The organism is Streptomyces pseudovenezuelae (assembly GCF_029892565.1).
In the GTDB taxonomy this organism is placed as follows: Bacteria; Actinomycetota; Actinomycetes; order Streptomycetales; family Streptomycetaceae; genus Streptomyces; species Streptomyces pseudovenezuelae_A.
Map to the genome: position 1 here is coordinate 219,484 of NZ_JARXVH010000014.1, position 20,341 is coordinate 239,824.

General features: G+C 70.2%; 21 protein-coding genes and 2 tRNA genes. 11 read left to right on the plus strand and 12 right to left on the minus strand.

The features are described from left to right. Nucleotides 1-131 precede the first annotated feature (131 nt). The 4 genes from rsrA to M2283_RS36570 form a co-directional block, all read right to left on the minus strand. Entirely contained in the window at nucleotides 132-434 is a 303-nt protein-coding gene (gene rsrA, locus M2283_RS36555; protein ID WP_123997849.1) for a mycothiol system anti-sigma-R factor, read from the minus strand. Continuing rightward, on the minus strand, nucleotides 431-1,114 hold the full coding sequence (sigR, locus tag M2283_RS36560; protein ID WP_221297653.1) for an RNA polymerase sigma factor SigR: 684 nt from the start codon (nucleotides 1,112-1,114) through the stop codon (nucleotides 431-433). The genes rsrA and sigR overlap by 4 nt, the downstream gene beginning before the upstream one ends. 256 nt (nucleotides 1,115-1,370) lie before the next feature. After that, nucleotides 1,371-2,027, minus strand: coding sequence for an alpha/beta hydrolase family protein (locus M2283_RS36565; RefSeq protein ID WP_280880783.1), 657 nt, complete (start codon nucleotides 2,025-2,027; stop codon nucleotides 1,371-1,373). Between the two features lies 1 nt (nucleotide 2,028). Then, entirely contained in the window at nucleotides 2,029-2,844 is an 816-nt protein-coding gene (locus M2283_RS36570; RefSeq protein WP_280880784.1) for an SOS response-associated peptidase, read from the minus strand. Nucleotides 2,845-2,894: 50 nt separating this feature from the next. On the opposite strand from M2283_RS36570, the gene M2283_RS36575 reads away from it, so the two are divergent. The 4 genes from M2283_RS36575 (at nucleotide 2,895) to M2283_RS36590 (ending at nucleotide 6,509) form a co-directional block, all read left to right on the plus strand. After that, on the plus strand, nucleotides 2,895-3,617 hold the full coding sequence (locus tag M2283_RS36575; protein ID WP_280880785.1) for a M50 family metallopeptidase: 723 nt from the start codon (nucleotides 2,895-2,897) through the stop codon (nucleotides 3,615-3,617). A gap of 148 nt (nucleotides 3,618-3,765) precedes the next feature. Continuing rightward, on the plus strand, nucleotides 3,766-5,082 hold the full coding sequence (gene aroA, locus M2283_RS36580) for a 3-phosphoshikimate 1-carboxyvinyltransferase (RefSeq protein ID WP_280880786.1): 1,317 nt from the start codon (nucleotides 3,766-3,768) through the stop codon (nucleotides 5,080-5,082). 17 nt (nucleotides 5,083-5,099) lie between these two features. Further along, complete coding sequence (rsgA, locus tag M2283_RS36585; protein WP_280880787.1) at nucleotides 5,100-6,110, plus strand: ribosome small subunit-dependent GTPase A; 1,011 nt, start codon at nucleotides 5,100-5,102, stop codon at nucleotides 6,108-6,110. Between the two features lie 75 nt (nucleotides 6,111-6,185). Next, on the plus strand, nucleotides 6,186-6,509 hold the full coding sequence (locus tag M2283_RS36590) for a DMT family transporter (protein WP_280880788.1): 324 nt from the start codon (nucleotides 6,186-6,188) through the stop codon (nucleotides 6,507-6,509). Nucleotides 6,510-6,515: 6 nt separating this feature from the next. Here M2283_RS36590 and M2283_RS36595 read toward each other — a convergent pair whose 3' ends face one another. After that, nucleotides 6,516-7,124: a TetR/AcrR family transcriptional regulator gene (locus M2283_RS36595; RefSeq protein WP_280880789.1), complete on the minus strand. Its 609-nt coding sequence runs from the start codon at nucleotides 7,122-7,124 to the stop codon at nucleotides 6,516-6,518. A 207-nt stretch (nucleotides 7,125-7,331) separates the two neighbouring features. On the opposite strand from M2283_RS36595, the gene hisN reads away from it, so the two are divergent. The 6 genes from hisN to M2283_RS36625 all read left to right on the plus strand — a co-directional run bounded on the left by hisN (nucleotide 7,332) and on the right by M2283_RS36625 (nucleotide 12,199). Further along, nucleotides 7,332-8,132 (plus strand): histidinol-phosphatase, encoded by an 801-nt coding sequence (gene hisN, locus M2283_RS36600; RefSeq protein ID WP_280880790.1) that lies wholly within the window; start codon nucleotides 7,332-7,334, stop codon nucleotides 8,130-8,132. 170 nt (nucleotides 8,133-8,302) lie between these two features. Beyond that, the gene (locus tag M2283_RS36605; protein ID WP_280880791.1) at nucleotides 8,303-8,695 is read left to right on the plus strand and encodes a CBS domain-containing protein; all 393 of its coding nucleotides are present in this window, start codon (nucleotides 8,303-8,305) and stop codon (nucleotides 8,693-8,695) included. Nucleotides 8,696-8,805: 110 nt separating this feature from the next. After that, on the plus strand, nucleotides 8,806-9,222 hold the full coding sequence (locus M2283_RS36610; protein ID WP_280880792.1) for a Fur family transcriptional regulator: 417 nt from the start codon (nucleotides 8,806-8,808) through the stop codon (nucleotides 9,220-9,222). A 195-nt stretch (nucleotides 9,223-9,417) separates the two neighbouring features. Beyond that, the gene (locus M2283_RS36615; protein ID WP_280880793.1) at nucleotides 9,418-10,185 is read left to right on the plus strand and encodes an ABC transporter ATP-binding protein; all 768 of its coding nucleotides are present in this window, start codon (nucleotides 9,418-9,420) and stop codon (nucleotides 10,183-10,185) included. Further along, nucleotides 10,182-11,048 carry an ABC transporter permease gene (locus tag M2283_RS36620; RefSeq protein WP_280880794.1) on the plus strand — a complete coding sequence of 289 codons (867 nt, stop codon included), beginning with the start codon at nucleotides 10,182-10,184 and terminating at the stop codon, nucleotides 11,046-11,048. The genes M2283_RS36615 and M2283_RS36620 overlap by 4 nt, the downstream gene beginning before the upstream one ends. After that, the gene (locus M2283_RS36625) at nucleotides 11,045-12,199 is read left to right on the plus strand and encodes an ABC transporter substrate-binding protein (protein WP_280880795.1); all 1,155 of its coding nucleotides are present in this window, start codon (nucleotides 11,045-11,047) and stop codon (nucleotides 12,197-12,199) included. Before M2283_RS36620 ends, M2283_RS36625 begins: the two co-directional genes overlap by 4 nt. Nucleotides 12,200-12,265: 66 nt before the next feature. Here the strand turns inward: M2283_RS36625 and M2283_RS36630 are convergent. From M2283_RS36630 to M2283_RS36645, 4 genes are all read right to left on the minus strand, one after another. Next, nucleotides 12,266-12,339, minus strand: a tRNA-Met gene (locus M2283_RS36630). 92 nt (nucleotides 12,340-12,431) lie between these two features. Continuing rightward, on the minus strand, nucleotides 12,432-14,249 hold the full coding sequence (locus tag M2283_RS36635; protein WP_280880796.1) for a tetratricopeptide repeat protein: 1,818 nt from the start codon (nucleotides 14,247-14,249) through the stop codon (nucleotides 12,432-12,434). A 205-nt stretch (nucleotides 14,250-14,454) separates the two neighbouring features. Next, nucleotides 14,455-14,528, minus strand: a tRNA-Met gene (locus M2283_RS36640). A gap of 58 nt (nucleotides 14,529-14,586) precedes the next feature. Next, a complete protein-coding gene (locus tag M2283_RS36645) occupies nucleotides 14,587-17,565 on the minus strand; it encodes a UPF0182 family membrane protein (protein ID WP_280880838.1) in 2,979 nt (992 codons plus the stop codon). A 164-nt stretch (nucleotides 17,566-17,729) separates the two neighbouring features. Between M2283_RS36645 and M2283_RS36650 the strand changes: the two genes are divergently transcribed. Beyond that, nucleotides 17,730-18,272, plus strand: a complete 543-nt coding sequence (locus M2283_RS36650; protein WP_280880797.1) for a PPA1309 family protein — start codon at nucleotides 17,730-17,732, stop codon at nucleotides 18,270-18,272. Between the two features lie 66 nt (nucleotides 18,273-18,338). Here M2283_RS36650 and M2283_RS36655 read toward each other — a convergent pair whose 3' ends face one another. The 3 genes from M2283_RS36655 to M2283_RS36665 all read right to left on the minus strand — a co-directional run bounded on the left by M2283_RS36655 (nucleotide 18,339) and on the right by M2283_RS36665 (nucleotide 20,280). Next, nucleotides 18,339-19,433, minus strand: coding sequence for a YlbL family protein (locus tag M2283_RS36655; protein WP_280880798.1), 1,095 nt, complete (start codon nucleotides 19,431-19,433; stop codon nucleotides 18,339-18,341). Between the two features lie 67 nt (nucleotides 19,434-19,500). Then, a complete protein-coding gene (locus M2283_RS36660) occupies nucleotides 19,501-19,665 on the minus strand; it encodes a hypothetical protein (RefSeq protein ID WP_280880799.1) in 165 nt (54 codons plus the stop codon). A 153-nt stretch (nucleotides 19,666-19,818) separates the two neighbouring features. After that, entirely contained in the window at nucleotides 19,819-20,280 is a 462-nt protein-coding gene (locus tag M2283_RS36665; protein ID WP_280880800.1) for a molybdenum cofactor biosynthesis protein MoaE, read from the minus strand. Nucleotides 20,281-20,341: the final 61 nt, after the last annotated feature.

Here is a 20,341-nt window from a genome sequence, read left to right on the forward strand (position 1 = left end):
CACGCCCCTCCCCGGCCGAGCCTGCCCAGACCTCAGGAGCCTAGGGCGGCACAGGGGGAGTCCGCGGGCCGATGACCCGCCGATTAGCACGTTCGAGTGACGACAGCCCGTTCAACCCGGGGTCCGGGGAGCTATGACTCCTGCGGAGCCGCGGCTACGTCGTGGTCCGGCACCGCCTGCCCGGAGCGGATCAGATCGAGCCGCCCCAGGACCTTGGCGCGCAGGTCGGTGGGCACGTCGTCATGACCGCAGCACCGCTTGACCAGCTTCTTCACGGCCTCTTCGAGCCCGTACTTCTCCAGACACGGCGAGCACTCGGTGAAGTGCTGCTTGAACTTGGCGCGGTCCACGTCCGGCATCTCGCTGTCGAGGAACTCGTAGAGATGGTCGAGGACCTCACTGCAGTCCGTTTCGTGCGGCTCTCCGCAGCTCATGAGCCCGAGCCTTTCGCTTCGTTCGACTCTCCGGCACCGGCCGGGACGAGCCCGCGCTCACGGGCGTAGTCCTCCAGCATGCCGCGCAGTTGACGGCGGCCCCGGTGCAGCCGGGACATCACCGTTCCGATGGGTGTCCCCATGATGTCCGCGATCTCCTTGTACGCAAAGCCCTCTACATCGGCGAGATAGACGGCGATGCGGAACTCCTCGGGGATCGCCTGGAGCGCTTCCTTCACGTCCGAGTCCGGCAGATGGTCGAGTGCCTGCGACTCCGCGGAGCGCAGACCTGTCGACATGTGCGACTCGGCACGGGCGAGCTGCCAGTCCTCGATCTCCTCGGCCGCGGAGCGCTGGGGTTCGCGCTGCTTCTTGCGGTACGAGTTGATGAACGTGTTCGTGAGGATCCGGTACAGCCACGCTTTGAGGTTGGTGCCTTCGCGGAACTGGTGGAAGGACGCGTACGCCTTCGCGTACGTCTCCTGCACCAAGTCCTCAGCATCGGCCGGGTTGCGCGTCATGCGCAGCGCCGCCGAGTACATCTGGTCGAGGAATTCGAGCGCGTCCCGCTCGAAGCGCGCACGGCGCTCCGTGGTCGATTCAGCGCTGACGCCCTGGCCCTCGGGCAGCTCCGCCTGGCCGTTGTCGGTCCCTGCGTCGATCCCAGTGACCGGACCCACCTCCTCATGATTGCGGGTGGCACCGAGACCGGTCCCACCAGCTTCGGAGGATAGACGACGACCCGTCCCCGCCGCCCCTCGAATCGGGGTGGTCTTGGCCGCAGTCAGCACCGACCAGTCCAGGTCAGTGCGGCTGTCGCGGCTCGGGCAGATGGTCGAACCCATACGGCGGACTTCCTCTCCCACGGCTTGCGTGCTGCTTGTTCAGCACTTCTGTCCCGCACAACAGTGGGCCGCCGCCGCACATTCCCGCTCTTTACCCGAGTGACGCGATCCACCGGACGACACCGTCCGTGATGATCGCCACCGCCTCGTCCTGGCCGATGTCTGCCTTTTTGGGCACCGCGAACCCGTGATCGCCGAACGGCACCTCGACCAGCCGGTAGTCCCCGCCCGGAAACTCCTCGGGCCGGCCGAAGGGGTCGTTCCCGCCCTGTACGACGAGGGTGGGCACCCCGGAACCGAGCAGTTCCCCGGCGCGGGACTTCTCCGGCCGGCCCGGCGGATGCAGCGGGAAGCTGAGTGCCAGCACGGCGTGCGCGCCGAGCTCGGTCGCCGTACGGCAGGCGACGCGGGCGCCCGCACTGCGTCCGCCGGAGACCACCGGGAGCCCGGGCTCGCTCAGCGTGGGCCACAGGCCCCGCCAGCCGACGTCGAGGGTCTTCGGGGCCGGCGCGACCTTCTTCCCGGCCACCCGCCAGGGCTGCTCGACGAGCGCGACGCTCACGCCGTGTCCGGGCAGGACGGCGGCGAGGGCCTGGAGGTCCCGGGCCTCGATGCCACCGCCGGCGCCGTGGCTCACCGCGAGCACCAGCCGGGGCTTCTTCGCCGGGTGCCAGGTGACGCGGGCGTCCCCCGCGTCCGTGGTCACGGTCTCGGTCACGCTCTCGGTCTTGATGATCTTCGTCGTCACATCAGAAGAGTGTGCCCTCTTCGGGCCCCTCCAGCTCCTTCAGCAGCTCCGGGCCGTTGTTGCGGACGTTGCTGACCGCCGTGGAGACCGGGTAGGCGCGCATGAGGCCGGTGGGCGGGGGCACGAGCAGGGAGCGGAGGTCCTCGACGTCCGTGCGGGAAGGGTCGAGCCAGGTGTCCCAGCGGTCGGGGGTGAGCATGAGCGGCATCCGGGGGTGGATGTCGGCGAGTGCGTGCGGGCCCTCGTCGGGGGCGACGGCGAGCGGGGTGGTCTCCGCCTCGGTCGTGATCACCGAGCAGGTCGTCCACCAGGCCAGCGGATGGTCGTCGGGGAGGGTCCGGTCGCGCCAGAACTCGTAGAGCCCCGCCATCGCGAAGACCGAGCCGTCGGCGGGCAGCACGAAGTACGGCTGCTTGCGCGGGCGCTTCTTCTTGCCCTCGACCTCCAGGTCCCGCTCCTGCGTGCCGGTGACCCACTCGTAGTAGCCGTCCGCCGGGATGACGCAGCGGCGGGTGGCGAAGGCCCGCTTGTACGACGGCTTCTCGTGGACCGTCTCGGCGCGGGCGTTGATCATCCGGGCGCCGCCCTCGGGCGTCTTCGACCAGGACGGGACCAGGCCCCACTTCAGCTTGCGCAGCTGGCGAACCGGTCGCGGATCGGGCACGTCCTTAAGAGGACGGTCAAGGACGGCGTAGACCTCCTTGGTCGGGGCCACGTTGTAGTCGGGAGGCAGCGTCTCCTCGGGCTCCCACTTCTCGATCTCAAAGATTCCTGCGAGATCCTCGGGTCCACGACTCGCTGCATACCGTCCGCACATACGTGCAACACTGCCAGATTCCGCGTCGCCAGAGGGAGCCACCGCCGAACATGGACAGCCTCGCCATCACCTCGCTGCCCGATCTCTGGGACCGGGTCTTCGGCACCCAGCCCGACCCGGATCTGTGGGTGGTGATCGCGACCCTGGTCGCCGCGCTCGCGGTGATCGTCCCGCACGGCCTGTGGCGCCTGTCGCGCAACGCGATCACCATCGCCCACGAGGGCGGCCACGGCCTGGTCGCGCTGCTGACCGGCCGGCAGCTCAACGGCATACGGCTGCACTCGGACACCAGCGGCCTGACCGTCAGCCGCGGCAAGCCGCACGGCATCGGCATGATCCTCACCGCGGCGGCCGGCTACACCGCTCCCCCGCTGCTCGGCCTCGGCGGCGCCGCGCTGCTGGCCGCCGGGCACATCACGCTGCTGCTGTGGCTGGCGACGGTGCTGCTGGTGGCGATGCTGGTGATGATCCGCAACGCGTACGGCGCGCTGACGGTCGTCGTGACCGGCGGCACGTTCCTGCTGGTGTCGTGGCTGGCGGGACCGCAGGTGCAGGCGGCGTTCGCGTACGCGGGGGTGTGGTTCCTGCTGGTGGGCGGGGTGCGCCCGGCGTTCGAGCTGCAGGCCAAGCGGATGCGCGGCGGCGCGGGCGACTCGGACGCCGACCAGCTCTCGCGGCTGACGCACGTACCGGCGGGGCTGTGGTTCTTCCTGTTCCACGCGGTGTCACTGTGTGCACTGATCGGCGGCGGGCGCTGGCTGCTGGAGGTCTGAGCCACGGGCGGCCGCCACGGCGTCCACGGACCACGCGAGGACCGTATACGCGCATATATGCACGGCACTTCCCATGCCGTTGTTTCGCCGTGGTTTCGCCGCATTTGATCAAGATCTCCGGTCACCGACAGCCACTAAGGTGGAGCGCATGACCGTAAACCCCGCACACACCTCACTCTGGCCCGCCCCGCACGCGAGCGGAGCCGTCCGCGCGACGGTCCACGTGCCGGGGTCCAAGTCGGTCACCAACCGGGCCCTGGTGCTCGCCGCGCTGGCCTCGGAGCCGGGCTGGCTGCGCCGCCCGCTGCGCTCGCGGGACACGCTGCTGATGGCGGCCGCCCTGCGCGAGATGGGTGTGGACATCGAGGAGGGGGTCGGCCCGGACGGCACCGGCGAGACCTGGCGGGTGCTCCCGACCGGCCTGCACGGCCCGGCCACGGTGGATGTCGGGAACGCGGGCACGGTCATGCGTTTCCTGCCCCCGGTCGCCGCCCTCGCCGACGGTCCGGTCCGCTTCGACGGCGACCCGAGGGCGTACGAGCGTCCGCTGCACGGGGTGATCGACGCGCTGCGGGTGCTCGGGGCGCGGATCGACGACGACGGGCGCGGCACGCTGCCGCTGACGGTGCACGGGGGCGGGGCGCTGGACGGCGGTCCGGTCGAGATCGACGCTTCTTCCTCGTCGCAGTTCGTGTCGGCGCTGCTGCTGTCCGGGCCGCGGTTCAACCAGGGCGTCGAGGTGCGGCACATCGGTTCGTCGCTGCCCTCGCTGCCGCACATCCGGATGACGGTCGACATGCTGCGCGCGGTCGGTGCACAGGTGGACACCCCGGAGTCGGGCGGCGAGCCGAACGTGTGGCGGGTGACGCCGGGCGCGCTCCTTGGCCGGGACCTGACGGTGGAGCCGGACCTGTCGAACGCGCAGCCGTTCCTGGCCGCGGCCCTGGTGACCGGCGGCAAGGTGGTGATCCCGGACTGGCCGGCCCGCACCACCCAGCCCGGCGACAGGCTGCGCGAGATCTTCACCGAGATGGGCGGTTCCTGCGAACTCACCGAGTACGGGCTGGAGTTCACCGGATCCGGCGCGATCCACGGCATCGACGTGGACCTGAGCGAGGTCGGCGAGCTGACCCCGGGCATCGCGGCGGTCGCCGCCCTCGCGGACTCCCCCTCCACCCTGCGCGGCGTCTCCCATCTGCGCCTGCACGAGACGGACCGGCTGGCCGCGCTCACCAAGGAGATCAACGAACTCGGCGGTGACGTGAGCGAGACCGCCGACGGCCTGCACATCCGCCCGCGCCGGCTGCACGGCGGGATCTTCCACACCTACGAGGACCACCGCATGGCGACGGCCGGCGCGATCATCGGCCTCGCGGTCGAGGGCGTGCAGATCGAGAACGTGGCGACGACGGCGAAGACCCTGCCGGACTTCCCCGACCTGTGGACCGGGATGCTCGGGGCGTAGGGGCACGGGAACCAGTCATGCGCCGCTACGGCAAGAACACCGACGAGGACGACATCCGCCAGCGCCCGAACCGCAAGGGCAACCGGCCGCGTACGAACATCCGCCCCAAGCACGAGGAAGCGGTCGAGGGCATGGTCCTCACCGTCGACCGGGGCCGGCTGACCTGCCTGGTCGAGGACCGGGTCGTGATGGCGATCAAGGCCCGCGAGCTGGGCCGGAAGGCCGCGGTGGTCGGTGACCGGGTGGCCATCATCGGCGACCTGTCCGGCGACAAGGACACCCTCGCCCGGATCGTCCGCATCGAGCCGCGCACCTCCGTGCTGCGCCGCACGGCCGACGACGACGATCCCTACGAGCGCGTGGTCGTCGCCAACGCCGACCAGCTGGCCATCGTCACGGCCCTGGCGGACCCCGAACCCCGCCCGCGCCTCATCGACCGCTGCCTGGTCGCGGCCTACGACGGCGGCCTCGACCCGCTGCTCGTCCTGACCAAGTCGGACCTGGCCCCGCCCGACGAACTCCTGGAGATGTACGGCGATTTGGGCGTCCCCTACGTCGTCACGAGCCGCGAGGAGCTGGAGAACGGCACCGCGGTGGAGCGGGTGCGCAAGCAACTGGACGGCAAGATCACGGCGTTCGTCGGCCACTCCGGTGTCGGCAAGACGACCCTCGTCAACGCGCTGGTCTCGCTGGAGCGGCGGCGCAGCACCGGAATCGTCAACGCCGTCACCGGACGCGGCCGGCACACCACGACCTCGGCGCGCGCGATCCCGCTGCCGGACGACTCGGGCTGGGTCGTCGACACACCGGGCGTCCGTTCCTTCGGCCTGCACCACGTGGACCCGTCCCGGGTCATCAAGGCGTTCCCCGACCTGGAGCCCGGCACCGCGAACTGCCCGCGCGCGTGCAGTCACGACGAGCCGGACTGCGCGCTGGACGCGTGGGTGGCCGAGGGGCACGCGGATCCGGCCCGGCTCTACTCGCTGCGCCGCCTGCTCTCCACCCGGGAGCGGAAGGAAGGCGACTGACCTCCGCGTTGTTTGGCAGTACTCGGGTGCGGCAAGTGCATAATCGCACCGAGCCGCATACGGGAGGACAAGCACATGGCGTGGCTGCTGGTGGTGGTGGCCGGGTTGCTGGAGACAGGTTTCGCCGTGTGCCTCAAGCTCTCGCACGGTTTCACGCGACTGTGGCCCACGATCGCGTTCTGCGCCTTCGCACTCGGCAGTTTCGGCCTGCTCACCCTGTCCCTGAAGAAACTCGACGTCGGACCCGCCTATGCCGTCTGGACCGGCATCGGCGCGGCCGGCACCGCGATCTACGGAATGATCTTCCTCGGCGACCTGGTCTCCACCCTGAAGCTCATCTCGATCGGCTTCGTCATCGTGGGCGTGATCGGCCTCCAGCTGTCGGGCTCGGCCCACTAGGGGCGGTCAGGCAGGCTGGCGGGACAGGGCCGTGCGGATCAGGTCGGCCACTCCGCCCTCCCCCGGCGGCGCCGAGACGCAGGACAGGGCGAGGCGGGTGACGAGCTCGCAGGAGCGGGTCAGGTCGGCGGTCTCCGACTTGGGGGTGCCGGGGACGGCGAGCTGCACCACGGCCCGGTCGCGGACGATCGCCACGAAGTCGCCGGGCGAGGGCAGCGGACCGTCGGCCCTCCGCTGCGCCGGCACGGCCGAGGACGACGGAACCGCGGACAGCGTCGGCGAGGGCAGCCGCTCGCTCCAGCAGCCGGTCAGCATGGCCCGTACGAGCGCGTTCTCGCGGGCCATGGACACCGTCCACTCGGCGGTCGCGGTCAGCCGGTCGCGGGCGTCGGCGTGCGTGGCCAGCGCCCGTTCGACGCCGGCGAGATAGCCGTCGGCCTCTCGTCTGACCAGTGCCCGGGCGAGCCCCTCCTTGCTGCCGAACTCGTTGTAGAGCGTCTGCCGGGACACACCGGCCGCCGCGGCGACATCGACCATCCGCACCGTGGACCACGGCCGACGGGCCAGCGCCGTGTACGCGGCGTCCAGTAGGGATTCCCGCGCTGCAGGCATCATCGCCTCCCTGGGGCGGAGCACTCTGCGCCCAGATTTGACGCGCACGGGGGCACTGTCAAGGGTTCGCGAGCGCACTGGGGGGCGCCCGTCGGACACTACGTGCCGTCACACCCCGTGCACGGCCCGGCCGCGACTCGTCAATGTGCCGCCAAACCGTGAGGTAGGAGCGCTGGCACCGGCCCGACGCCGACGGATAGCGTGCGTTCCATGCCGGACTACCAGGATGACCTCCGTTTCGCCCACGTCCTCGCGGACGCCGCCGACTCGGCCACCATGGGCCGATTCAAGGCGCTCGACCTCAAGGTCGAGACGAAACCGGACATGACTCCGGTGAGCGAGGCGGACAAGGCGGCGGAGGAGATCATCCGCGGCCAGCTGCGGCGCGGCCGCCCGCGCGACGCGATCCTCGGCGAGGAGTTCGGCATCCAGGGCACGGGCCCCCGGCGCTGGGTGATCGACCCGATCGACGGCACCAAGAACTACGTACGCGGCGTGCCCGTGTGGGCCACGCTGATCGCCCTCATGGAGGCGGCGGAGGGCGGCTACCGGCCCGTCGTCGGCGTCGTCTCCGCGCCCGCGCTGGGCCGCCGCTGGTGGGCCGCCAAGGGCCACGGCGCCTTCACCGGCCGCAGCCTCTCCTCGGCCTCCCGGCTGCGCGTCTCCCGCGTCTCGAAGCTGACGGACGCCTCCTTCGCGTACTCCTCGCTCTCCGGCTGGGAGGAGCAGGGCCGCCTCAACGGCTTCCTGGACCTGACCCGCGAGGTGTGGCGCACGCGCGCGTACGGCGACTTCTGGCCCTACATGCTGGTCGCCGAGGGCGCGGTGGACATCTGCGCCGAACCGGAGCTGTCCATGTGGGACATGGCCGCCAACGCGATCATCGTGACCGAGGCCGGCGGCGAGTTCACCGGCCTCGACGGCCGCCCCGGCCCGCACAGCGGGAACGCTGCGGCGTCGAACGGGCTGCTGCACGACGAGTTGCTGGGCTATCTCAACCAGCGCTACTGACCGGCGCGTAGGGCACACCCGTCGAGCGCAGATGAGCACGCACGCCCTCAATCGGCCGTGCGCGCCCTCTTGTTGACCGTTGCTTTACCTGCAACTCTGAGGGCACCCTCAATTTGTGAACTTGTGAATCCCTGAACTATCAGGGGTTCCCGGGAGGTGACTCGCAGCCCATGCTCGTCCGCGAAGCCATGAGCACCGTGGTGCTCACGATCGGCCCCGCCCACACCCTCCGCCAGGCAGCCGCCCTGATGTCCGCCCGCCGAGTCGGCGCCGCCGTGGTCCTCGACCCCGACGCCGGTGGCATCGGCATCCTCACCGAACGCGACATCCTCAACTCCGTCGGCCTCGGCCAGAACCCGGACTCCGAACGCGCCCACGCCCACACCACCACCGATGTCGTCTTCGCCGCCCCGTCCTGGACGCTGGAGGAGGCGGCGAGCGCCATGACCCACGGCGGCTTCCGCCACCTCGTCGTCCTGGACCGCGGCGACGCCGTCGGCATCGTCTCGGTCCGCGACATCATCCGCTGCTGGACACCGGCCCGACAGCACGTACCCGCCTGAGCACATGGTGGCGCCTTCGCGGGCGCCACCATGGACAAAGTCCAAGACCGGGCAAGCTCCAAAGTCACACCTGTTCGGATTCTGGGCCTCCCACTGTTAAACTGGCCCGCATGAGTGACCTTCTGGAGCGGCTGCGCGGACGCGGATGGCGGATGACCGCACAGCGGCGTGTCGTGGCCGAGGTCCTGGACGGCCGGCACGTCCACCTGACCGCCGACGAGGTGCACGCGCGCGCTGTCGCGAAGCTCCCCGAGATCTCCCGGGCGACCGTGTACAACACGCTGGGCGAGCTGGTCTCCCTCGGCGAGGTCCTGGAAGTCTCCACCGACAAGCGCGCCAAGCGGTACGACCCGAACGCGCACCAGCCGCACCACCACCTGGTCTGCGCCCAGTGCGGCACCATCAAGGACGTCCACCCGAGCGGCAACCCGCTGGCCGACCTCCCCGACTCGGAGCGCTTCGGCTTCAAGGTCTCGGACGTCGAGGTGACGTACCGCGGCGTCTGCCCGAACTGCTCGGCGGCCTGACGGCTTTCGACTTCGACGAAGCCCCGGCATCCTCCGCTTGAGTTCTAGTGGACGCCGGGGCTTCGCGCTGCGCGCAGGCATCCTGTCGCCCCGTACGGACCTTCCGTCGTCGCCTACAGGCTTCCTCAATCTGACGGTCCGTCATATCGTCTTGCGGCACCCTCCACTCCGTGACGAACTCCGCAAGGAGCAACCGTGGGAGACCCGCACCCCAAACTCCACGCCTCCGACCTGACCCGCGTCTTCGGCCGAACCCCCCACACCGTCGACGCCCTCGGCCCGCTCGATCTCACGGTCGCCCCCGGCGAGTTCGTCTGCGTCGTGGGCCCCTCCGGCTGCGGCAAGTCCACGCTGCTGCGGATCGCCGCCGGCCTGCTGCGCCCGAGCACCGGCACGCTGGCGATCCGTGCCTCGACCGCCCGACCGGCGGCGATGATCTTCCAGGACTACGGCATCTACGACTGGAAGACGGTCCAGGCCAACGTCCGCTTCGGCCTCGACGTCCAGCGCGTCCCGCGTCGGGAGGCGAACGCCCGCGCGGCCGACTGGCTGGCCCGCATGGGCCTCGCGGACTTCGCCGACGCCTACCCGGCCACGCTCTCCGGCGGGATGCGCCAGCGCGTGGCGATCGCCCGCGCCCTCGCCGTCGAGCCCGAACTGCTGCTCATGGACGAGCCGTTCGCCGCCCTGGACGCCCAACTCCGCATGATCCTCCAGGACGAGCTGCTGGAGATCACCCAAGCGCTGCGCACCACCACCCTGTTCATCACCCACAGCCTGGAGGAGGCGATCGTGCTGGGCGACCGCGTCCTGGTGATGTCGGCCCGCCCGGGCCGGATCATCGCCGAGCACCGCCCGCCGTTCCCCCGCCCGCGCACCGGCGACATCCGCTCGGCGCCCGAGTTCACGGCGCTCAAGAGCCAACTCTGGGAACTGCTGCGGAAGGAGGCGGTGCCGGCATGACGACCATCGCCCCCGGCAGGCAGCCGGAATCGGTCCTGGTCCGCCGCCCGGGCCCCGAGGAACTCCACCCCGTACGCACCCACCGCCGCCGGCGCGCCCTGGAACTGTCGCTCGCGGTCGCCGTGCCCCTCGTGCTGGTCCTGTGGTGGCAACTGGCCGCGGATCAGCGCTGGATCGACGCCCGCGTCTACCCCGCGCCCTCCACGATCCTGTCCGACGGCTGGGACCGGGCCGCCGCCGGTGACCTGTGGCCGGACGTGTGGGCGACCTTGAAGCGCGTCCTGGCCGGCTACGCGATCGGCACCGCGGCGGGCTACGCCCTGGGCCTCCTGATGGGCTCGCTGCCCTTGATCAGAGCGGCCCTTGAGCCTCTCCTGGACGCCCTGTACGTCGTCCCGAAGCTGGCGCTGCTGCCGGTCTTCCTGAATATGTTCGGCCTGGGCGAGGGCCCGCAGGTGGCGTTGGTGGCGGCGACGGTGTTCTTCTTCGTCTGGATCTCCACGATGTCCGCGGTGATCGCGATCCCGTCCGGCCACCTCGACGCGGGCCGGGTCTTCGGCGCCTCGCCCTGGCAGATGTTCCGGCACGTCCTGCTGCCTGCCTCGCTGCCGTCGGTCCTGGTCGGCGCGCGGATCGCGGCGGGCGTGGCGGTCCTGGTCATCGTCGCCTCGGAGCAGATCGCCGCGAGCAACGGCCTGGGCCACCTGATCTTCGACTCGCGCGCGCTGTTCCAGAACGACGTGATGTTCGTCGGCATCGTCTGCGTGGCCGTCCTCGGGGTGCTCTTCTCCGAACTGGTGCGGATCCTGGGCCGGTTGCTGACGCCGTGGGCACCTCGGGACCGGGGAAGGGGACAGTCATGAGAAGGCATGCGTACGGTCGTGCGTACGGTCTCGTGGCGGCCGTGGCCGCGCTGCTCGCGTCGGCGGCCTGCTCGTCGACGCCGTACTCGGACGACGCCGGTGCGCCGGCGGGCACGGGCGGGCGCACGATCCGGCCCGTCGACGGGTGCGGCAAGTCGTCCTGGACGGACCCGGCCGACCTCGCGACGGACCGGCTGCCGGCCCGCTGCATGCCGCTGGCGCCCGGCCCGCAACCCCTCGCCAAGACACGGAAGTTGACGATCGCGACGGGCACGCTGAGCGCCGAGTACGTGGCGCCGCTGGAAGTCGCCCTCGACAAGGGCGAGTTCGAGAAGGAGGGCCTGGACGTCACGCTGAAGGTCCTGCCGACGCCGGACGCGCTGCCCCTGCTGGCCAAGGGGGACATCGACGCGCTCTGGGCGGCGCCGGAGGCGGCCGTGATGAACGGCATCAAGGGCGGCTTCGACATCAAGTGGGTCGCGGGCAACTTCTCGCCCGCCCCGAAGTCGAAGAGCGGTCTGTGGGCGCGGCTGAAGGACGGCGAGACGGCGGCCCAGGTCCGGCTCGCGGGCCGCAGCCTCGGCACGATGATCGGCAAGGGCTCCGTGATCGCGTACCCCATGGAGAAGACCCTGGAGCGGCACGGCGGCGGCCTCGACAAGATCCAGTACCGCCAGCTGGGCTCCGCCGACGTCCTCACCGCCCTGCAGAACGGCGGTGTCGACTCGGCCTGGCTGCTCGACCCGATCTGGCGCAAGGTCGACGGAAGGCCGGGATACGCCTTCCTGGGCGGCCAGCCGCTCGGCGAGCCCCTCGGGGGCATGCTGTACGGCCGCAGCCTGCTGCACGACGACGTGGACGCCGGGGTGGCCCTGCTGCGGGCGTACCTCCGGACGGTGAACACGTACTTCGCGTCCGACTACAAACAGGACGCGGGCTTCGTCGGCTACCTCGCGAAGCTCCTGAAGACCGACGAGGCGGTCCTGGAGTCCACCCCGTCGCTCCGCATGGACTGGGAGATCCGCGAGGGCACCACGACCCGCCTCCAGTCCGCCTACCGGGCACAGGGCGTCGCGACAGGGGATGCGCTGCCCGAGTCGAAGACGGTGGACCGCTCGCTGTACGAGGAGGCCGTGGGCCACGTGCCGTGAGCACGATGAGCACCGTGAACACACCGAAGGCCGGAACCCTGATGGGTTCCGGCCTTCGGCCTTGAGTAGCGGGGACAGGATTTGAACCTGCGACCTCTGGGTTATGAGCCCAGCGAGCTACCGAGCTGCTCCACCCCGCGTCGGTAAACGCAACATTACGTCAGCCACGCGAGCAGAAGCAAATCGATTGACCGGCGGTCACTGAGAGGCGTCCGACCAGGTCTTTTGCGGCTCAGGCCGACAGCTCCTGGCCCAGCGCGTCCCGCAGCCGGGCCGCCCGCTTGCTCACCTCGGCCGGCCCCAGCGTCACCGCGCGGTCGGCCCAGCGCTGCCCCTCGGCCAGCTCGCCGCGCCGCGCGTAGACCAGGGCGAGCCGCAGCGCCGCGCGGCCGTGCCCGGCGTCGGCGGCGCGGGTCCACCACACCGCCGCCTCCGGCTCGCTGCCTTCGCGGGCGAGCAGCAGCCCGAGATTGAAGGCGCCGTTGCGGGAGCCTGCCTCGGCCGCCGCCCGGTACCAACGGGCCGCCTCGACGACATCGCCGCGGGCAGCGGCCATCATCCCGACACGCACCTGCGCGCGCCGGTGGCCCTGGGAAGCCGCCCGCTCGTACCACTCCTCGCACTCGGTCTTCTCGTGCACCGTCTCGCCCAGCTCGTGCGCCGGCTCCGGCGGGCGCCGCGCGTCGAGCACGGTGGCCAGCCGGTACGCCGCCTCCGGGCTGCCGCCGCCGGCCGCGCACCGCAGATGCCGCTCCGCCGCGCGCTCGTCGCCGTCGCGCAGCCGGGCGATGCCGACCTGCAGCGCCGCCTCGGTGTGCCCGGCGGCGGCCGCCCGCTCGTACCAGCGCAGCGCGACCTCGTCCTCGTCGCGCCCCGCGAACAGGATCCCCAGGTTGAAGGCCGCGTCCACGCTGCCGGCCTCCGCGGCCTTGGAGAACCACGGCTCGGCGCCGGTCGTGTCGCCGCCCTGCAGCAGCAGGATGGCCAGCGCGTTCGCCGCCTCGCGGTGCCCGGCGTACGCCGCCCGCCGGTACCACTGCTCGGCCTGCGCCGTGCGGCTCTGCTCGGCGCAGAGCAGCCCGAGGTTGTACGCGCCGTTGTCGTCGCCCGCGTCCATCGCCGCGCGGTACCAGCGCTCGGCGGTCTGGGTCTCGCCGCGCTCTGCGTGCAGGGCGCCCAGCGCGTTGGCCGCGTTGCCGTCGCCGTCCTGGGCAGCGCGGAGCCACCACACGGCGGCGCTCTCGGTGTCGCCGGCGTCGCGCAGCAGAAAGCCCAGGGCGCAGGCGGCCCGGGCCTCGCCGTCCTTGGCGGACGTCAGGTACCAGCGCCCGGCCTCCTTGAGCTCGCCGCGCCGCTCCAGGATCGCGCCGAGCTGCAGCGCGGCCCGCCGGTGTCCGCGCGCGGACGACTGCCGGTAGAACCGCTCGGCCTCCGCGGACAGCGCGGCGCCGTCGTCTCCCCCTGACCCGGTCTCGCTCTCGTGCGCGGCCCTGCGGTCGAGCGCGCGTGCCAGTCGGTACGCCGCCTCCCGGTGCCCCCGCTCGGCGGCGGCCCGCATCCAGTCCTCGGCGCCCGCGTCCGCGCGGTGCTCCAGCAGATCGGCGAGCGCGTAGGCGCCCAGGGCGTGTCCCTGCTCGGCGGACTGGCGCAGCCAGTACTCGGCGGCGGGCTCGTCCCCGCGCTCACGGTGGTACCGCCCGAGGGCGTGCGCGGCCGCGGCCGATCCGGCGACGGCGGCGATCCGCCACCATCCGGCGGCCTCGTCGGCGTAACCGCGCTGGTGGAGCAGGACTCCCAGGTTGTTGGCGGCGGCACGGTCGCCCGCCGCGGTGGCGCCACGCAGATGGGGCTCGGCTCCGTCGAGGTCGCCACGGCGCAGCAGCATGGCCCCGAGGACACTCTTCGCCTCGGCGTCGCCGGCCTCGGCCGCGAGCCGCTGACGAAGTTCCTCGGCAGCCTCCTCAGCGGCCTCCACGGCATCGCTCTGCCCGGAGGGCTGCACAAATCGCCCTGTCTCGAACAGAGTTGCCTTGTCCCCCATAACGTCCATCGTCGCACCACCTGCAACCTGGGTACACCTGGTATACCGCAGCCAGTGAGGTCACTTCAGCGTTTTGTCGACTTGCCCACAGAGAGACAAGTCAAACACAGTTCCCCCAACTCCCCACAGCGGCACGGCCACCTCCGGGTCGGTACATGCGTTCGCACACGCCGAAGGCCCGGATCCTTAAAGGATCCGGGCCTTCGAACTGCAGTAGCGGGGACAGGATTTGAACCTGCGACCTCTGGGTTATGAGCCCAGCGAGCTACCGAGCTGCTCCACCCCGCGCCGTTGTGTGGCAACCGTACCACGGTGCGAGGTGGGCACTTGACCGGTCATTCGCCGGTCAGGTGCTGCCAGGACTGCTGCTCGGTCTGCTCGTCGCGCTGGGACTACCGCTGGGTTTGGGACTGCCACTGGGACTTGGGCTGGCCTTGTTGCCGCTGCCGCCACTGCCGCTCGCCTTGTCGGCCTTGGACTGCGCGTCCTCGGCCCGCTGCAGCGCGTCCTGCAGATCCTTCTGCGCCTCGCCGTACGCCTCCCAGTCACCCTTCTTGAGCGCTGCCTGGCCGGCGTCGAAGGCCTTCTGGGCGTCGGTCAACGCCTCCTGGACCGTGGGGTTGTTGGACGTCGGTGGCGGGTTGGTGGTGGTGTCGTCGTCCGGTGGCGTGGTGACCGGACCCTCCGCTCCGAAGACCTTGTTGAGGGCCTGGTCGAGGGTGTCCTCGAAGGCGGTGGCGCCGCCGTAGGTCACCAACACCTTTCTCAGCAGCGGGTACTTGAGCCCGCCACCGCGCACATAGACCGGCTCCACGTAGAGCAGTCCGCCGTCCAACGGGACCGTCAGCAGGTTGCCGTACTCGACCTCGGAGTCGCCGCCCTTGAGCAGCTTGATCGACTCGGCGATGTCCTGTTCGGAGTTGAACTGGCTCTGCACCTGTTTAGGCCCGTTGACGGTCGTGCTGGTCGGCAGTTTCAGCACTCTGATCTTGCCGTAGTCGGGAGTGCCCGCCTCGGCGTCGACCGTCATGAACGCACTCAGGTTGTCCCGGCCGTTGGGCGAGAAGGTCGTCGTCAGCGAGAACGCCTGGGACGACTGGTCGGGCATCTTCATGCTCAGGTAGTACGGCGGCACCGCGTCACCCGACTTGTTGGTCGGGTCGTCCGGCACCTGCCACACCTCGCTGCCGGACAGGAACGTCTGCGCGTCCTTGACGTGGTAGCGGGTGAGCAGCTCGCGCTGGACCTTGAACAGGTCCTGCGGATACCGCAGATGGGCCATCAGCTCCGGCGAGATGGACTTCTTGGACTTCACCGTGTTCGGGAACGCCTTCATCCAGGTCTTCAGGACCGGATCCTCGGTGTCCCACTGGTAGAGCTTGACCTCGCCGGTGTACGCGTCGACGGTCGCCTTCACCGAGTTGCGGATGTAGTTGACCTGGTTCTGCTGGGCCACCACCGCGCGCGAGTTGTTCGTCGCGGTCAGCGAGTCCGCCGTCGTGTCACCGAGGGTCGTACGGGAGGCGTACGGGTATCCGTTCGTCGTGGTGTAAGCGTCGACGATCCACTGGATACGGCCGTCCACCACCGCCGGATAGGCGTCGCCGTCGATGGTCAGCCACGGGGCGACCGCCTCGACGCGCTCCTTGGGCGTGCGGTTGTATAGGATCCGCGAGCCCTCGCCGATCGCGCCGGAGTAGAGCATCTGCGGCTCGCTGAACGCCACCGCGTACGCGGCCCGGTTGACCGGGTTGGAGAGGTTGACCCCGCTCTTGCCGGTGTAGCTGGTGGTCTTCTCACCGCTGTCGTCGGAGTAGTCGATCTCCTTCTGGGGACCGCCGACGATCGAGTACGTGGTGGTCTTCTCGCCGTAGTAGATCTGCTGCTCGTACGAGCCCAGGTCGCCCTTGGAGGGCAGGTCGGACTCGGTGAAGACCGGGCGGCCCTCGGAGTCGGCCGTGGTGCCCTTGGCGGCGACCACGCCGTAGCCGTGGGTGTAGCGGAAGTGGTCGTTGATCCAGTTGTTCTTCGGAATGCCGTTGAGGTTCAGCTCACGCAGACCGATGACCGTGTCCTGGTCCTTGCCGTCCTTGCTGTAGCGGTCGACATCCAGGTTGGTCGGGAACGCGTAGTAGTTCCTGATCTGCTGGAGCTGCTGGAAGGTCGGCGAGACGATGTTCGGGTCCAGGATGCGGATGCTCGCCGTGGAGTCGACGTCGTCGCGCAGCTTGGTCTTGTCCTTGGTGTTGCCGGTACCCGAGTACTCGGTGACCTTGGCGTCGTCGATGCCGTACGCCTCGCGCGTCGCCTTGAGGTTCTTCTCGACGTACGGCGCTTCCTTGGCCTGCTCGTTCGGCTGGACCTGGAACTTCTGGACGATCGCCGGGTAGAGCCCGCCGATGAGGATCGCCGAGAGCACCATCAGGCCGAAGCCGATCACCGGGAGCTGCCAGGTGCGCCGCCACAGGGTGGCGAAGAACAGCAGCGCGCAGATGACGGCGATGCAGAACAGGATCGTCTTGGCCGGCAGATAGGCGTTCGCGTCGACGTACCTCAGGCCGGTCCAGTTGTCCGTCGCCTTGAAGTCGCTGGACTTCACCGCGAGGCCGTACCGGTCGAGCCAGTACGCGACCGCCTTGAGGGCGACGAAGATGCCGAGCAGCACCGACAGGTGCCCGGTCGCGGCGGCCGTGGCACGCGCGCCCGGGGAGGTGATCCGCAGTCCGCCGTACAGGTAGTGCGTGAGGGCGGCGGCGATCACGGAGAGGATCGCGGCCGCGAAGCCGAAACCGAGCAGGAACCGGTACCAGGGCAGGTCGAACGCGTAGAAGGACACGTCGAGGTGGAACTGCGGGTCCTTCTGATGGAAGGAGACGCCGTTGACCCACATCAGCCAGGTGCGCCACTGGCTGGACGCCGACGCGCCGGCGATCAGACCGACCAGGGAGGTGATGCCGAGCAGCAGCCACCTCTTGTAGGGCGCGATGCCCATCCGGTAGCGGTCCAGGCTCTGCTGCTCCATCGACATGGCGCTCAGCGGCGGCCTCAGCCGGTGCGCGAGCCAGATGTTGAGGCCGACCGCGAGGGCCATCAGCAGGCCGAAGACGAAGAACAGGCCGATCTTGGTCCACAGCGTGGTGGTGAAGACGGACGAGTACTTCACCGACCGGTACCAGAGCCAGTCCGTCCAGAAGCCCGCGAACATGGTGAACGCCATGCCGAGGACGGCCAGCACGCCCAGTGTCATGAGCAGGGTCCGGACGCGCCGCGACGGGCGGCCCACTCTCATCCGCGGCCCCGTCGGGCCTCCGCCGCGGTCCGGCATCTGGAAAGCCAAGGTGCGCACCTCGAAGTTCGCTGTCGATCCGTCAGGCCCGCGTGTTCGTGGACCTCCCGTGGCCCCCCGTGATCGCGGGCCCACACCTATGCAACTTACTCACCGCTTACTCGGTTCCCGATTCAGGTGACGAACGAGGCAGGATTGTGACCATGTCCAACACTCCCATGGCGGCGAGCCCGCTCACCCGGGCCGTGCTCGAGATCGACGAGTACGTCTCCGGCCTCGGCTGGGACCAGCCCGCCCGCCTCTTCGCCCTCGTAGACACCGCACGGCTGCGGGTCCAGGAACCCGCCCTCGCGGCCCAGCTCGGCCTGACGGACGAACAGGAAGTCACCGGTCTCACCCCGATCGAGCAGGAGGAGATCCCGGCCGGCAAGCCGCTGGACGAGTTCCTCGGCACGATCGCCTGGCCCGACGCGGTGGTCGGCTGCGCGCTCACGGTGGAGCGGCTGATGCTGCCGCCGTCCGCCGAGGCGTCCGTCCCCGAGGGGCTGAACGAGAAGAAGCTCGCCCAGTGGGTGGCCGAGCACCCCAGCCGTCAGGAGGTCCGGATGACGGTCGCGGTGCTGCGCGACGGCGCCCGTGACTCGGCCCTGCGGCTGCGCGAGAAGGACACGCCGACGGAGGTCCTCACGGGCGGCGCCCTGGTGCCTGGCCTCGCGGAGGCGCTGGCGGCGACGTTCGAGGAGTAGCGGGCGGCGGGTCCTACGAGGGGCGCCGGGGAGTCCGGTCGGCGGGACACTGTCCCGCCGGTCCGGCTACGAGGTCGTGCACTTCGGCAGGTCGGAGGTCTTGCCGGAACGGATGTCCTTCAGCGCGCCGAGGGCGTCGTCGATGGTCTTCACCTTGACCAGGGTGAGGCCGTCGGGGGTGTCCTTGGCGGCGGCCGCGCAGTTGTCGGCCGGCGTCAGGAAGTACTGGGCGCCCTTGCTGCGCGCGCCCACCGTCTTCATCTCGATGCCGCCGATCGGGCCGACCTTGCCGTCGTCGTCGATGGTCCCGGTGCCGGCCACGAACTTGCCGCCGGTGAGGTCGCCCGGAGTGAGCTTGTCGTAGATGCCGAGCGAGAACATCAGACCGGCGCTCGGTCCGCCGACGTCGGCGAGCTTGATGTCGATGGTGAACGGGAACGTGTGGTCGGTCCCGGCGGAGATCCCGACGATCGCGCGCTTCTCGCCGGTGTCGTCCGAGGCGACGGTCGTGACCGTGATGTCCTGCGTCTTGGTCGCCGTCTTGTTCTCCTTCTCGGCGGCGGCCTGCTCCTTGGCCGGCACGACCGTGAAGACGACGTCCTGGCCCGGCTGATGCTTGGTCACGAGCTTTGCGACGTCGGTCGGCTCCTTGACGGTGGTGCCGTCGACGGCCTTGATCACGTCACCGGCGTGCAGCTTGCCCTCGGACGGCGAGTCCTTGACGACCGTCGAGACGATCACCCAGGACTTCACCGGTACCTTCAGCTCCCTCAGGGCGGCGACCTTGGCGCTCTCCTGGGACTGGCTGAACTCCTCGGCGTTCTCCTGGGTGGACTGCTCCTCCGTCTTGCCGTCCGGGTAGAGCGTGTCGTGCGGGACGACCTTGTTGTCGTGCGCGAGCCAGCCGTACACGGCCTCGACGAGGTTCATCCGGTAGTCCGCGCTGGTGACCCGGACGGTGGTCATGTTCAGGTGGCCGCCGGCCGCATAGGTCTTGCGGCCGGAGATCTGCAGCACCGGCTCGCCGTCGTGGTCCCCGAGCGTGTTCACGGTCGGCCCCGGTGACATCTCCGAGTACGGCACGGGGATGAAGACTCCCGCGCACAGGAGCGCGATCAGCATCAGGGTGGAGGCGAGCATCGTCGCGGTGCGGCGTGGCATGGCACGACAGTACGGGACGTCACTGTCAGCGCACCGTCAGCCCCACCCCGCTTGGGGTACCGGGGCGTCAGGTGCCCGAGTGGGACTTCTCCATGGCCTCGCGGAACCGGGCGTATCCGTCCAGCTCGGGGCCGTCGCTGCGCACCTTGCGGGTGCGGTTGGCCCAACTGCCCCACAGGCCGGCGCCGACCGCGGCGATGAACGGAATCAACAACCAGAGAAGCGCTCCCATGTCGACCTCCCAACCCCGGTGAGCGTCCGCGTGAACTGACTGATCAGCAGATTAACCAGCCGCACTGACAACGCTCATGCCCGGGGTGCGGTTACGCAACCGGAGGGAGCGCCCGGAAGGCCGCGCAGTGACTCGCGCGGGGGCGCGCGCCGGTCAACAGGCGCCGACCCACTCCTCGGTGCCGTCGGAGAACGTCTGATGCTTCCAGATCGGCACTTCGTGCTTGAGGTCGTCGATCAGCTTCCGCGACGCGGCGAAGGCCTCGCCCCGGTGCGGGCACGACACGGCGACGACGACGGCGATGTCGCCGACCTCCAGGTCACCGATCCGGTGGACGGCGGCGAGCGCCCGCACCGGGTACTCGGCGACGACCTTCTCGGCGATCCGCCGCATCTCGGCCTCGGCGCTGGGGTGGCACGAGTACCCGAGCCGCTCGACGTCGGCCCCGCCGTCGTGGTTGCGCACGGTCCCCACGAACAGCGTGCTCCCGCCGGCGGCGGAGTCCCCGACGGCCCGGAAGACCTCGTCCACGGAGAGCGCCGTGTCACGGATCGCGATCAGCCTGATGGGGTCGTCCGCGGCCTGCTCACCGGGGTGGTCGCTCGTGGGTGCCATGACTCCATCGTGCCTCACGCCCGCGACAGCGCGGAATAGCACTTTCACCAGGCACGCGTGT

Coding starts and splice junctions, on each gene's coding strand:
- M2283_RS36610 (WP_280880792.1), top strand. CDS start 8,806: ATGAGTGACCTTCTGGAGCGGCTGCGCGGACGCGGATGGCGGATGACC.
- M2283_RS36620 (WP_280880794.1), top strand. CDS start 10,182: ATGACGACCATCGCCCCCGGCAGGCAGCCGGAATCGGTCCTGGTCCGC.
- M2283_RS36595 (WP_280880789.1), bottom strand. CDS start 7,124: ATGATGCCTGCAGCGCGGGAATCCCTACTGGACGCCGCGTACACGGCG.
- M2283_RS36655 (WP_280880798.1), bottom strand. CDS start 19,433: ATGCCACGCCGCACCGCGACGATGCTCGCCTCCACCCTGATGCTGATC.
- M2283_RS36590 (WP_280880788.1), top strand. CDS start 6,186: ATGGCGTGGCTGCTGGTGGTGGTGGCCGGGTTGCTGGAGACAGGTTTC.
- rsgA (WP_280880787.1), top strand. CDS start 5,100: ATGCGCCGCTACGGCAAGAACACCGACGAGGACGACATCCGCCAGCGC.
- M2283_RS36635 (WP_280880796.1), bottom strand. CDS start 14,249: ATGGACGTTATGGGGGACAAGGCAACTCTGTTCGAGACAGGGCGATTT.
- M2283_RS36575 (WP_280880785.1), top strand. CDS start 2,895: ATGGACAGCCTCGCCATCACCTCGCTGCCCGATCTCTGGGACCGGGTC.
- rsrA (WP_123997849.1), bottom strand. CDS start 434: ATGAGCTGCGGAGAGCCGCACGAAACGGACTGCAGTGAGGTCCTCGAC.
- M2283_RS36570 (WP_280880784.1), bottom strand. CDS start 2,844: ATGTGCGGACGGTATGCAGCGAGTCGTGGACCCGAGGATCTCGCAGGA.
- M2283_RS36665 (WP_280880800.1), bottom strand. CDS start 20,280: ATGGCACCCACGAGCGACCACCCCGGTGAGCAGGCCGCGGACGACCCC.
- aroA (WP_280880786.1), top strand. CDS start 3,766: ATGACCGTAAACCCCGCACACACCTCACTCTGGCCCGCCCCGCACGCG.
- M2283_RS36660 (WP_280880799.1), bottom strand. CDS start 19,665: ATGGGAGCGCTTCTCTGGTTGTTGATTCCGTTCATCGCCGCGGTCGGC.
- hisN (WP_280880790.1), top strand. CDS start 7,332: ATGCCGGACTACCAGGATGACCTCCGTTTCGCCCACGTCCTCGCGGAC.
- M2283_RS36645 (WP_280880838.1), bottom strand. CDS start 17,565: ATGCCGGACCGCGGCGGAGGCCCGACGGGGCCGCGGATGAGAGTGGGC.
- M2283_RS36650 (WP_280880797.1), top strand. CDS start 17,730: ATGTCCAACACTCCCATGGCGGCGAGCCCGCTCACCCGGGCCGTGCTC.
- M2283_RS36605 (WP_280880791.1), top strand. CDS start 8,303: ATGCTCGTCCGCGAAGCCATGAGCACCGTGGTGCTCACGATCGGCCCC.
- M2283_RS36625 (WP_280880795.1), top strand. CDS start 11,045: ATGAGAAGGCATGCGTACGGTCGTGCGTACGGTCTCGTGGCGGCCGTG.